This is a genomic window from Pandoraea apista (assembly GCF_001465595.2).
Lineage (GTDB): Bacteria > Pseudomonadota > Gammaproteobacteria > Burkholderiales > Burkholderiaceae > Pandoraea > Pandoraea apista.
Map to the genome: position 1 here is coordinate 4,786,141 of NZ_CP013481.2, position 12,429 is coordinate 4,798,569.

A 12,429-nucleotide genomic window follows, 5' to 3' on the forward strand; every position below is an offset into this window, starting at 1 on the left:
CTCCTGAATGATTATCTACAAGATGTCTGCGTTGGCGACGCATTGCGACGTCGCTGCATTGAGGCCCATGATGGGCGCCGCAGACAGGCTTGGAAAATCGTTCCGGCCGATCGGTCGATCGGCGAGACCTATCAACACCGAGCGAACCGGTTTAGAGACGGGGAGCGCGCGCCGCCATGTGCCAGCACGCCGAAGTAAAGTGCACCTTGCCGCTCTCGACGAACGGCGCGTAGGCGTCGACCAGCGCGTCGATCACTGGCTCACGATCCTGCGGCGCCAGCCGGGCGAGCACCTGTCCGACAGGGCCAAGGCGAGACGCATATGCGCGCAGATCGGCTTGCGCAAACGTACATTCGAATTGCACGGCCGTGAGCGTGACGTCGTCCCACCCGCTCGCGACCAGTATCTGCCCGACACGTTCGCGATCCGCAAACCCGAATTGTCCCGGCGCGCCGGGCACACGCGGCGGCAGACCGGCGAGCAGCGGCGCTGCCGTGCGTTCGGCCACGGTCATGAACGGATTCTCGGCCGGACTGCGCCAAGCGAGCGCATGCAGCGCCGCGCCAGGTCGCGCCGCAGCGCGCAGGTTGGCGAATGCGGCGACCGGGTCGTCGAAGAACATCACACCGAGTCGCGAGACGATGAGGTCAAAGCGCGCTGGCGGGAATACGTGCGTCTGCGCGTCGGCACTGATGAACTCGACGGGTGCCCGCGCATGCGCGGCGCGCGATCGGGCGACGTCGATCATCGGTGCGGAGATGTCGGCGCCGGTGAATTGCCACTGCTCGCCGAGCGCGGTGCAAAGCGCAAGCGTCGTGCCGCCGGTGCCGCACCCGACGTCGAGCAATCGTCCCGAGGGCACCTGCCGGGCCGTTTCGCGCGCGCGATCAATGAGGAATCGTGCGAGCGGCACGAACATCTGATCGAGCGTGACGCGGTTGTCGACCCAGGCGCTCCCCGAGCCGCCGTTCCATAGCGCAGCCTGATCGTGATTGACGGATGCAGTCATTTGAAAACCTCGTCTCGTAAAGATGCGCACCGAACGAACGCCAGTCGATCCCCATGATGTCCCGCGATCCGTCCGGCTCTGCGCATAGGCCGAAGTCTGCCAACTCAAGCCGACTTCAGGTCAAGGGCTTTTTTGCGGGCGATGCGGATTGCCTAACGTTACGTTACGCCGTAGCGCCGAAGGCGTCGTGATAGGTCACGGTGCCCGATGGCATCGGGCCGTCGAAGCGAACGATCTGGAGGTACCCGACCGGGCCTTCGTTGCGCACGAGAAGCGTCATACGCGGAATTGCATGCCCCGGCATGGCGTTGCCTGACGCCTGCGCTGCACGCTTACGCCGGCAACAGGGCGTCCAGGCGCGTTTGCAAATCGACCGACCGGAACGACGCGATTGCGGCGGCGAGCAATGGCGGACGCGGCTGCCGTTCGCGCAGAATCAGGCCGATCTCGCGGTGCAGCGCGGGCTGCAACGGCACGGCGTGCAACTCGTCGCGCATCTCGGCGAGACATAGCACGCTATGCGGCACGATGCTGAAGAGATCGGCACATCGGACATGCGCATACAGCGCCATGAGCGAATCCGTCTCCACACGCGGCAACGCCGACGTGCCCGCCCGCGCCAGCGCCGCGTCGATACCCTGACGGCATTGCATGTTGCCGGTGAGCAGACACAGCGGCAGCTTCGCCGCCTCGTGCCACGACAGCGAGGTGCGCCCGGCCAACGCGGATTCGTCGCGCGCAATCAGCACGTATCGCTCGCGAAACAGGGGAATGGTCTCGAATTCGCGCAGTCGGGGATCGTCGAGATAACTCAATCCCACGTCCAGATCGAGTTCGGAAAGCTGGCGCAGCGCCTGCGTCGCGGAGAGCGTGTAGACCTCGTGACGCATACCGGGGAAATCGCGCAGACAGGCATCGGTCAGCAGCGGCACGAGCGGCAGCGCCGTCGGTATTGCGCCGATGCGCAGACACCCGGCGACTTCACGGCGGCTCGCGCTCGCCTCCTGCCGCAAGCCCTCGCAATCAGCCAGCACCTGGCGCGCCCACGCCAGCACACGCTCGCCTTCCGGGGTGAAGCCTTCAAAACGGCGTCCGCGCCGCACGATCGGCAGGCCGAACTCTTCCTCGATACTGCGGATCGCGCCGGACAACGTGGGTTGCGACACGTTGCACAGTTCCGCCGCACGACGAAAGTGCTGCGCCTGCGAAAGCGCCACGAGATAACTCAATTGCCGAATGAACATGGCCCGCGTCCTCCCCGGTGTCGTGGCAGACGCATCCGCCTGCGCTATATCTTCTTGAATATAACGCAGGCCATGCGCGGCCGGTCATGAGAATGCCGCATAACTGTTATGGCAAATCCGCCCGGCGAACCACGGGCGGATGGCTTCGCACCTCCGGATTAAGGCGCGGGAGCGGGAGAGGCGGGACGTGTCGTTGCGGAGGGCGACAAGGCAGGCGGCGCGGGCAGCGAAGGCGACGCTTCGCCCCCTGAGGAGGAGGACGAAGGCCCGTTATTCGACGACACACCGCCCGGCCCGTTCCATTCCCCCGGCACGCCGGGAATCGTGTTGCCGCGCGGCGCACTTGCGGGCAATGCGGACGCCGGCTGGGCCAGCACGGCGGAGGCGACCGGCACGGGCAAGGGCCCGCTGTCGCTCGCGGCGTCGGGTGTCGATACCGGCGATACCGGCGATACCGGCGGCGCAGGCACAGACGCGGGCGCCGCAGAACGCTTCGCCGGTGCCTTCGGCCGGGCATCCGGCTCAGGATGCTTCGCAAAAAGTCCCGTGACCCAGGCGGCGGCATGCGTCCACCAGTCGCTGTACCAATGATGATTGTCCGGCGCTTCGAATTTCGCGTTCGCGTCGATCACCTTCGCACGTAACGCCCGCGAGAAGACATCGCCGACAATCGGTAGTGCGCTATGCGCGCCCTGTCCCCAGTAGTCGCTGCGCAGCGTGATACGGCTGTCGTTGAAACCGACCCACGCCCCCGCCACCAACTGCGGTTGCATGAGGATGAACCAGCCGTCGGCGTTGTCCTGCGTCGTGCCGGTCTTGCCCGCTACGTCGGCGCGAATGCCGAAGCGCGTACGGATCGCATTGCCCGTGCCGCGATTGATCACACCGCGCATGGTGTCGAGCAGCGTGTAGTCGTCGTTCGCGGAGAGCGCCCGTTCGGGGCGCGCGGGCGAGAACGTCGCCAACACATCGCCCTCGCCGTTCGTGATCTCGGTGACCATCGTGGGCTCGCGATACTCGCCACCGTCGGCAATCGTGCCGTAGGCCGCCACCATTTCCTTGAGAGACACCGGACTCGTGCCCAGCGCGAGCGACGGCACCGGCTCGAGCTTGCTCTCGCGCACCCCCATCGCCCGCGCCAGCCCGGCCACGCGCGACGGCCCGACATCCTGCATCAGTTGTGCCGTGACAGTGTTACGCGACTGCGCGAGTGCGTCGCGCAACGTCATCGGCTTGTTGGTCGGCGCGCTGTCGTCGCTGGGCCGCCAGATTTCGCCGCCCGCGAGCGGAATCTCGACCACCTGATCGACGATCGTATCGTCCGGTGTTCTGCCTTTGACGAAGGCCGCACCGTAGACGAACGGCTTGAAGGTCGAGCCTGGCTGACGGCGTGCCTGCTGTACGTGATCGAACGGATCCGTCGTAAAGTCGCGGCTGCCGACCCACGCGCGAATCTCCCCCGTGCGCGGATCGACGGCCAGAAAACCCGCTTGCACGCGGGTTTTCGTCGTACGCAGGTTTTGCATGAACGTCTTGTCTGCGAGCAGACGCTTCATCGCCGCCTCGGGCGCTTCGCCCCCGGCGACTGCGTTGCGATATTCCGCCGACTCGCGCACAAAGGCCTGCACCAGCCCCGTGCTGTCGCGCCATCCACCGCGTGCCGACCAGTTCGCGTCGGCTATGCCCTGCAACTGGTTGGCCTGACGCGTCAGCGCCTGTGTCGCCATCGTCTGCAACCGCGAATCGATAGTGGTGTGCACGACCAGGCCATCGGAGTAGATGTTATAGCCGTTACGATCCGCCCAGCCGATAAGCCACTTGCGCAATTGCTGTGCGAAGTGCGGCGCCGGTCCCGGCGCTTCGGTCTGCCGCTCGAAGTCGATGCGCAGCGCTCGCTTCTGCAATGCGGCAAGCTTCGAGGCGTCGAGGTCTCCGAACTTGACCATCTGCGCCAGCACCGTATTGCGACGCTGCAAGGCGCGCTCGGGGTTGATGACGGGGTTGTAATAGCTGTTGCCCTTGAGCATGCCGACGAGCGTGGCGGCCTCCAGCACGTCGAGCTGATCGGCAGACTTATCGAAATATGTGCGTGCCGCCATCTCAATGCCGTACGCGTTGTACAGAAACGGCACCGTATTCAGATAGGTCTCGAGAATCTCGGGCTTTGTGTAAAGCGCCTCGATCTTGAGTGCGGTAATCGCTTCCTTGAGCTTGCGCGTGAGCGTGGGCGCGCGGCCGATGTCGTCCGGATAAAGATTGCGCGCGAGTTGCTGCGTGATGGTCGAACCGCCCTGACGATCGCCGGAGAACGTGTGCAACGCCGCCGACGCAGTGCGCTTCAGATCGATACCGTGGTGCTCGTAGAAGCGATGGTCCTCGGTCGCGATCAGCGCCTTCACCACATTCGGCGACACGTCCTTGAGCGCCACCCACTCGCGGTTTGACGGCCGGAATTCCGCGAGCAGCTTGCCGTCCATCGACAAGATTTGCGCCGGCTGATCGACCTTCGCGCGCCGGATGTCGCGAATGCCCGGCGTGAACGGAATCAGGATCAACGTGTAGGCCACGAGCAGGCACGGCACGGCCGCGACGGCGATGAGTACGCCGCGACGTGTGGGATGGCGCAGGTGATACCACGCGCGTGCCGCATACGGCTGCAGGGGTTGCAGGAGACGGAGACCATGCCGGCCCGCCTGGGCGGCGGCATGCAACAGCGACGAAATCGGGCGCTTCACGATGGGGGAACGCGTGGCAAAGTCCGCATCCTACCAAAACCGGCAGGCACGTCAGCCAGGCTCAGGGCACGATCGGCACCGGCGAGTCCGGCTCGAGCTTGCGCCATACGAAGCCGATGTGCTCGCGCATGATGCGGCGCGCCTCCTCCGGCTGGCGTGTGCGAATCGCCTCCCAAAGCGCGAGATGCTGCGCGAGGATGCTCTCCGACGCCTGTTCCCGTAACTCGAACAGTCCCGCGTTGTTCAGCGAAATGTGCTCGTAGAGCATCTTGACCACGCTGCCTTGCAAGTGACGGAGCATGGCGTTGTGCGATGCGTTCGCGAGCGCCGTATGAAAGTCGCCGTCGAGTCGCGATTCGAGTACGGTATCGCCGCGCTTGTGCGCATCCACCAGCCCATCGACCAGTTCGCCCATGCGCGCAAGATCTTCCTCCGTGGCGCGCACGGCCGCCAGGTAGGCCGTAGTGCCCTCCAGCATCAGACGAAACTCCAACATGTCCGGACGAAGCTCCGGATGGTCGCCCACCAATTGGCGCCAAGGGGAAATCAACCCGGTCTGCAAACGATCGGACACGTAGACCCCCGAGGCAGCGCGCGTCTTGAGCAGCCCGCGAGCAATCAGCCGCTGTAGCGCTGCACGAACCGTAGAGCGTGCCACACCCAACGACTCGGCCAGCGCACGCTCGGACGGAATGCGCTCGCCCGGCGACCAAACGCCTTCGATTAATCGGGTTTCGAGCTCGCGCGTAATGCGCTCGGTCAGAGTGGGACCGCTCACGGTGATGTCTCCTGCGGCAGGTGAAGTGCGTTCGGCGGGATGCGTGCAACGGCGCCGCACGGCCATCCCGTTGCGCTGCGCGAGCATGGCAGCCCCGGCGCGTGCGCCGTTGACGCATGTTCTGGGTATGCCGCGATTCTGCGCTGTCCCTCGTCAATCACGGCAACTGGTACGACCAGTTTGCCCGAACGATTCTCAGGTGTCGATCATCGCGGCAGCCGGACAGCACGTCTGCGCAAACCGTCGTGCCACCGGCACTGAACGCGGCCGCACGCACGGCAACATAGCCTGAACAGGCGTCAAAGCAATCGATCACCAAATCGAGGAGACGTAAGTGGAAGTGTGGGTACAGAACTACGTGCCGGGTGGCACGCTATGGATCGCGGCACTCATGGCCGCGTTACCGATTGTCGTATTTTTCGTGGCGCTGGCCGGCTTGCGCATGAAGGCGCACACGGCAGGTGCCCTGACCGTAGCGCTTTCCCTCGTGATCGCCGTCGCCTACTTCGGCATGCCCGCGAAGATGGCGGCCATGTCGGCGGTCTACGGCTTCGCTTACGGCCTTTGGCCCATCGCCTGGATCATCATCACGGCGGTGTTTCTTTATCGTGTGGTCGTCAAGACAGGGCAGTTCGACATCATTCGCAGCTCGGTGGTGTCGCTCACCGACGACCAGCGGTTGCAGATGCTGTTGATCGGCTTCTCGTTCGGCGCGTTTCTCGAGGGCGCGGCGGGCTTCGGTGCGCCGGTGGCCATCACCGCCGCCCTGCTCGTGGGGCTCGGCTTCCAGCCGCTCTATGCCGCTGGGTTGTGCCTGATCGCCAACACCGCGCCCGTCGCCTTCGGTGCGATGGGCATTCCGATCATCGTCGCCGGTCAGGTGAGCGGCATCGATCCGTTCCATATCGGGGCCATGGCTGGACGTCAGTTACCGTTGCTCTCCGCCTTCGTGCCGTTCTGGCTCGTGTTCATTATGGACGGCAAGCGTGGGGTGAAAGAAACGTGGCCAGCCGCGCTCGTCGCCGGCGGCAGCTTCGCGGTCGCGCAGTACTTCTCTTCGAACCACATCGGCCCCGAGCTGCCGGACATCATTTCGTCGCTCTTCTCGCTCGTGTGTCTGGCGGGCTTCCTGAAGGTCTGGCAGCCGAAGACGTCGGCAGCACGCGCACATACGAGCGTGAGCGCCTCGGGCGGCACGGCTGCGCTGGGCGGCTTCGGTGACGGTGGCGGTCTGGGCCGCAGCGCGAAGTCGTCGCCCTACACCACCGGCCAGATCATGCGCGCGTGGTCGCCGTTCCTGATTCTCACCGGCATGGTCACGATCTGGAGTCTGCCGGGCTTCAAGGCGTTGTTCGCCAAGACCGGTCCGCTCGCGTGGACGGTGCCGTCGCTGCATGTGCCCGGGCTGGATCGCCTTGTCGCGAAAGCGGCACCGATCGTCGCCACGCCAACGCCCATGGACGCCATCTTCAAGTGGGACGCCCTCTCGGCCACCGGCACGGCGATCTTCATCGCGGCGCTGCTCTCGATGGCCCTGCTTCGCATGACACCGGCTGCGGGTATGAAGAGCTTGTTCGAGACCGTGTCGGAACTGCGCAAGCCGGTGCTGGCCATCGGGCTCGTGCTGGCGTTCGCATTTGTCATGAACTACTCGGGCATGTCGACCACGCTGGCGCTGTTGCTTGCCCACACGGGCGCGGCATTCCCGTTCTTCTCGCCGCTGCTTGGCTGGCTGGGCGTATTCCTGACGGGTTCCGACACGTCGTCCAACGCGCTCTTCTCCGGCCTGCAAAGCACTACGGCGCAGCAGATCGGGGTATCGAACACGCTGCTCGTTGCCGCGAATACGACCGGCGGCGTGACCGGCAAGATGATTTCCCCTCAGTCGATTGCCGTGGCATGTGCGGCAACCGGCCTGATCGGCAAGGAAGCCGATCTGTTCCGCTTCACTGTGTGGCACAGCCTGATGTTCGTCGTGCTCGCCGGTCTGATCACCCTGGTGCAGGCGTACTGGCTCACGGGGATGCTGGTGCATTAAGCCTGTCGTTGTTGCAGGCACTCGCCGCCGCGCCGTTGGTGCGCGGCGGCGAGTGTGTCGTCCCCTGTTGGAGAACCCCATGAAAGCGGCCCTGTTCGTCCCCTGTTTCATCGATGCACTGTTTCCCGAAGTGGGCATCGCCACCCTGGAACTGCTTGAGAAACTCGGCGTGACGGTCGATTATCCGCGTCGTCAGACTTGCTGCGGGCAGCCGCTGGCGAACAACGGCTGCGAAGCCGACGCCGCCGGCGCCGAAGCGCTCTTCGTCGACAATTTCGCCGGCTACGACTACATCGTGGCGCCCTCGTCGAGTTGCGTGCATCACGTTCGCCAGCATCTGACGGCGGCGGGCGAGTCGGAACGCATTGCCGCCGTTCGCGCCAACACCTACGAACTCACCGAATTCCTTCACGACGTGCTCAAGGTGCGCGACTTCCCCTGGGCCAGCTTTGCGCACACCGTCGGCCTTCACAACAGTTGCAGCGCCATTCGGCATCTGCACGCGGCGTCGGCCAGCGAGATTCCCGGCGAGCCCTGGTCCAAAGCCCGCACCCTGCTCGAAGGTGTGCGCGGCATTCGCTTCGCCGCCCCTCGCCGTCCCGACGAATGCTGCGGCTTTGGCGGCACCTTCTCCGTGTCCGAGCAAGCCATCTCCGTGAAGATGGGGCAGGACAAGGTGCGCGACCATCTCGATGCCGGCGCGCAGTTCATCGTCTCTGCCGATATGTCCTGCCTGATGCATCAGAAGGGATGTGCCGCGCGCACACAGACACCGATGCGCTTCCTTCACATCGCGCAGGTGCTCAATGGGGTAAACGTTGGCGCACTGTCGCTCACGGCGCACGACGAGGTGACGGCATGAGCACGGCAGCACGCGTGAATCACGCAAAGAACGCCGAAGCGTTTCTCGCGAAAACGGAACATGTGGCGTTTCACGACAAGCGTCTCTGGGACCTGCGCATGAAGCGCGACGCGCAGGCGGCGTCCATCGGCGAATGGGAGACACTACGCACACTCGCGTCGCAGATCAAGGAACATACACTATCGCGCCTCGGCGACTATCTCGATCAGTTCACCGCGCGAGCCGAGGCGAACGGCGTGAAGGTGCACTGGGCGCTCGATGCCGCCGCGCACAACGCGATCGTGCATGGCATTCTCGCGGCGCACGACGTCAGAACGCTTGTCAAAAGCAAGTCGATGCTCACCGACGAATGCGAGTTGCGCGAGTATCTTGAACCGCGTGGCATCTCCGTGATGGAAACCGACCTTGGCGAGCGCATTCAGCAACTCGACAAACAACCGCCGTCGCACGTGGTCGTGCCCGCGGTGCACAAGCTGCGAGGCGACGTCGCACAATTGTTCGGCCGCACGCTCGGCACCGATCCGGATAACGACGACGTTCACTATCTGGCAGAGAGTCAGCGCCGGACCACGCGTCCGGCGTTTCTCGAGGCCGGTGCGGGCATGACCGGATGCAACTTTGCCGTTGCGGAAACGGGCACGGTCGTGGTGTGCACCAACGAAGGCAATGCGGACTTGTCCGCCAACGTGCCACCGGTGCATATCGTCTCCATCGGCATCGAGAAGCTGATTCCGCGCATGGCCGATCTCGGCGTATTCGTGCGCCTGCTGTCGCGCAGCGCTCTGGGGTCGCCGATCACGCAATACACATCGCACTTTCGCGCGCCGCGCCCCGGTACCGAGATGCACTTCGTCATTGTCGACAACGGCCGCTCGGCCCGACTGGCGATGGATGACTTCTGGTACTCGCTCAAGTGCATCCGCTGCGGCGCGTGCATGAATACTTGCCCGGTCTACCGTCGCAGCAGCGGTCTGTCGTACGGCAGCACCTATGCCGGGCCGATCGGCGCGATTCTCAATCCGGCCTACGACCTCAAACGCTACAGCGCACTTCCGTTTGCGTCGACGATGAACGGCAGTTGCACCAACGTTTGCCCGGTGCGCATCAACATTCACGAGCAGTTGTACAAGTGGCGCCAGATCGTCGCCGAGGAAGGCGAACTGCCGCGTGTCAAACGCAGCCTGATCAAAGTGGCCGGGAAAATGCTCGCCAATCCGGTGCTGTATCGCACGTCGGTCAAATCCATGAATACTGCGTTGCATCGTCTGCCCAACATGCTGCTCTACAACCCGCTCAACACATGGGGCAAAGGCCGCGACCTCCCCGAGGCGCCGAAACAAACGTTCCGCGACTGGTACGACGCCAACCGGAAGTCGACCGACGCCGGACGCAAGGACCGAACATGAACACTTCCCGCGAAGAATTTCTCGTGCGCGTGCGCGCCGCGCAGCGCGTGGCGTTACGCGACGACGAACACCCTGCCCAAGGCGCTCGCGAACGGTTTCCCTTGCCGGACCTTCCTCTCTTCGAGACACCTGCCGGCGACCGATGCGAACGCTTTGGCAACCATCTCGCCGCCATGGGCGGCAAACTCGCAACGCTCGACAATGCGCACGCCTTAACCACCTGGCTCGCAGAACGCTTCCCCGGCCTGACGCTTGTGACAGCAACACCGGAAGCCGCGTCGGCACGCCCCCTCGACGTCTTGCGCTCACCGGCGTCGCTGCACGACGTCGACGTCGGTATCGTTCGTGCGCGCTTCGGGGTCGCCGAGACCGGGTCGGTCTGGCTCTCCGAGCAGGAGTACGGTGTCAACGCCCTCGGCTATCTCGTACAGCATCTCGTGGTGTTGCTCGATCCACGCGATATCGTCGACGGGTTGCAGGACGTCTATCGCCTGCCCGACTTCGCAACGGCACGCTATGCGGTGCTCGTCACGGGACCATCGGCTACCGCCGATATCGAAGGCGTGCTGATTCAAGGTGCCCAGGGCGTACGCTCGCTCACGGTCGTGATGCTCGCGCGCGACTGATCGTCGGGAACGCAACACCGATGCGCGACAGTTTGTCGCACAGTTCCATCGCGTTTTCCTGCGCTTGACGCGCATCAAGTTCGCCGCAGGGGCCTGCTTCTACCATCGGTCGTGCTCACTCACGACTTTGGAAAACATCATGAAGCACTCCCTCGGTGCCACGGCCATCGCAGCCGCGCTCATTACCGGCGCCACCTTTTTCAGCGCATCCGCCTCGGCGCAAGCCAACCCGCCAGCCCAGTCAACCGCAGCAGACAGCGGGGCGCCCTCGTCGGAGAAGACCTTCGGCTTCATCAAGGACAGTTCGCAAGGCATCTATGCCGGCGACATTCTTGCGCGCGTGCGCGCCATCGGCATCATGCCGGACTCGCATGCGAGCGGCAGCGTACTGCCGACACTGGGCGTGACGGTGAACAACGCGATCGTGCCGGAACTCGACTTCACGTACATGATTCTCGATAACGTCGGCGTCGAACTCATTCTCGGCATGTCGCGTCATCAACTCACCTCGAACCTCGGTCAATTGGGCGGGGTGAACGTACTGCCGCCAACACTGCTGCTGCAATACCACTTCAACCACGCCGGCAAGGTGCGTCCGTATGTCGGCGCGGGCATCAACTACACGCGCTTCTGGAACAGCAACCTGAACGCGGGCGGCACCCCGATCTCGATCAAGAACCACAGCTTCGGCCCGGCGTTGCAGGCCGGGGTGGACATTCAGATGACGAAGAATCTGTTCTTCAACATCGACATCAAGAAGATCTGGATGAAGACGGATACCTCGCTCGCCGGCACCGATCTCGGCACGTTGCACATCGATCCGCTCATCGTCGGCGTCGGTGTGGGTCTGAAGTTCTGATATCCGGTGTAGAGCGCCACAAGCCGGGGGGCTGTGGCGCTCTTTTTTTGCCGGACACCCGATGCGGCAAATTGTCGCGCATTCCCTACATGAGAACGCAAAGCATTTACGTCGTTCGACGACAGCACCTACAATGCGTGGTTCCCTAGTTTTTTCCCATTTCGTTATCGGGCCCAGGCATGCGCAAGCTCCGTCAGCATCGCGTCGCAATCGGGATCGCCTTGCTGGCGATCCTGCTGGCAGCGCTCATGCCGGCGATTGCGCAATGGCGCGCCGCGACGCAGCAGGACCCGTTTGCGGTCTATTGCACGGTGCAGGGCACGCAAGCGGCGCTTGGCACGAGCACGACGCCGCGCGCCAACGCCGAACGTGAAGCCGCGCACGACGGGCACACTGGCCACGACGACGCACAAGCCCCTCCTGCTCAGCCGCAGGCTGCGAGCCTGCATAGCAGCCACGAGGGCGCAGGTCACTCGCTTGCCTCTTCCGATCATTGGGAAAAGTGCGGCTACTGTGCGCTTTGGGCACATCAGCCGCTCGTCACCACCGATTTCCTCTCCCTTCCACCTGCCGCGCAGGCTGACATCGTCACCGCCCCCCGAGTGCTGGTGCCGTATTACCCGCGCACCCGTTTCTCTGCTGCCCTCGCACGCGCGCCGCCCGTTCCTGCCGTCTGATTCTTTCCGCTTCCGGTCGATGCCGGAAGGCCTTGCCGGGCGCATCGGGCTTCATTCGCTCGTCTTGTCGCTATCAGCATTCGCTGTGACAACGCCGTTGGTGCCGTTCATGTCATCCACGCAGCACGTTTGATCCGTGTCAGCGCCGCCCGCGTTTCGGGGCGCCGCCCTGTCGCCCTCGTCATCCGTGCCGGC

General features: G+C 64.2%; 10 protein-coding genes. 6 read left to right on the forward strand and 4 right to left on the reverse strand.

Annotated features, from left to right (window positions below; translation table 11 throughout):
- Window positions 1–151: 151 nt before the first annotated feature.
- The 4 genes from AT395_RS21590 to AT395_RS21605 all read right to left on the reverse strand — a co-directional run bounded on the left by AT395_RS21590 (window position 152) and on the right by AT395_RS21605 (window position 5,766).
- The gene (locus AT395_RS21590; protein WP_048628661.1) at window positions 152–1,009 is read right to left on the reverse strand and encodes a class I SAM-dependent methyltransferase; all 858 of its coding nucleotides are present in this window, start codon (window positions 1,007–1,009) and stop codon (window positions 152–154) included.
- 332 nt (window positions 1,010–1,341) lie between these two features.
- Window positions 1,342–2,253 carry a LysR family transcriptional regulator gene (locus AT395_RS21595; protein ID WP_042114461.1) on the reverse strand — a complete coding sequence of 304 codons (912 nt, stop codon included), beginning with the start codon at window positions 2,251–2,253 and terminating at the stop codon, window positions 1,342–1,344.
- A 158-nt stretch (window positions 2,254–2,411) separates the two neighbouring features.
- Window positions 2,412–4,991: a penicillin-binding protein 1A gene (locus AT395_RS21600; RefSeq protein ID WP_376738378.1), complete on the reverse strand. Its 2,580-nt coding sequence runs from the start codon at window positions 4,989–4,991 to the stop codon at window positions 2,412–2,414.
- Between the two features lie 58 nt (window positions 4,992–5,049).
- The gene (locus AT395_RS21605; RefSeq protein WP_042117874.1) at window positions 5,050–5,766 is read right to left on the reverse strand and encodes a FadR/GntR family transcriptional regulator; all 717 of its coding nucleotides are present in this window, start codon (window positions 5,764–5,766) and stop codon (window positions 5,050–5,052) included.
- Window positions 5,767–6,100: 334 nt separating this feature from the next.
- Here AT395_RS21605 and AT395_RS21610 point away from each other — a divergent pair, with 334 nt between their 5' ends.
- From AT395_RS21610 to AT395_RS21635, 6 genes are all read left to right on the forward strand, one after another.
- Window positions 6,101–7,804 carry a lactate permease LctP family transporter gene (locus AT395_RS21610; RefSeq protein ID WP_048628660.1) on the forward strand — a complete coding sequence of 568 codons (1,704 nt, stop codon included), beginning with the start codon at window positions 6,101–6,103 and terminating at the stop codon, window positions 7,802–7,804.
- A gap of 79 nt (window positions 7,805–7,883) precedes the next feature.
- Window positions 7,884–8,666, forward strand: coding sequence for a (Fe-S)-binding protein (locus AT395_RS21615; protein WP_048628659.1), 783 nt, complete (start codon window positions 7,884–7,886; stop codon window positions 8,664–8,666).
- Window positions 8,663–10,072 (forward strand): lactate utilization protein B, encoded by a 1,410-nt coding sequence (locus AT395_RS21620; RefSeq protein WP_048628658.1) that lies wholly within the window; start codon window positions 8,663–8,665, stop codon window positions 10,070–10,072. Before AT395_RS21615 ends, AT395_RS21620 begins: the two co-directional genes overlap by 4 nt.
- A complete protein-coding gene (locus AT395_RS21625) occupies window positions 10,069–10,698 on the forward strand; it encodes a LutC/YkgG family protein (RefSeq protein WP_048628657.1) in 630 nt (209 codons plus the stop codon). The genes AT395_RS21620 and AT395_RS21625 overlap by 4 nt, the downstream gene beginning before the upstream one ends.
- A gap of 139 nt (window positions 10,699–10,837) precedes the next feature.
- A complete protein-coding gene (locus tag AT395_RS21630; protein ID WP_082117768.1) occupies window positions 10,838–11,557 on the forward strand; it encodes an OmpW/AlkL family protein in 720 nt (239 codons plus the stop codon).
- Window positions 11,558–11,736: 179 nt separating this feature from the next.
- Complete coding sequence (locus AT395_RS21635) at window positions 11,737–12,234, forward strand: DUF2946 family protein (RefSeq protein ID WP_048628656.1); 498 nt, start codon at window positions 11,737–11,739, stop codon at window positions 12,232–12,234.
- Window positions 12,235–12,429 lie beyond the last annotated feature (195 nt).

Excerpts from the sequence above, each read along its gene's own strand:
- AT395_RS21590 (WP_048628661.1), bottom strand. The coding sequence starts at position 1,009 with ATGACTGCATCCGTCAATCACGATCAGGCTGCGCTATGGAACGGCGGC.
- AT395_RS21595 (WP_042114461.1), bottom strand. The coding sequence starts at position 2,253 with ATGTTCATTCGGCAATTGAGTTATCTCGTGGCGCTTTCGCAGGCGCAG.
- AT395_RS21615 (WP_048628659.1), top strand. The coding sequence starts at position 7,884 with ATGAAAGCGGCCCTGTTCGTCCCCTGTTTCATCGATGCACTGTTTCCC.
- AT395_RS21620 (WP_048628658.1), top strand. The coding sequence starts at position 8,663 with ATGAGCACGGCAGCACGCGTGAATCACGCAAAGAACGCCGAAGCGTTT.
- AT395_RS21625 (WP_048628657.1), top strand. The coding sequence starts at position 10,069 with ATGAACACTTCCCGCGAAGAATTTCTCGTGCGCGTGCGCGCCGCGCAG.
- AT395_RS21630 (WP_082117768.1), top strand. The coding sequence starts at position 10,838 with ATGAAGCACTCCCTCGGTGCCACGGCCATCGCAGCCGCGCTCATTACC.
- AT395_RS21635 (WP_048628656.1), top strand. The coding sequence starts at position 11,737 with ATGCGCAAGCTCCGTCAGCATCGCGTCGCAATCGGGATCGCCTTGCTG.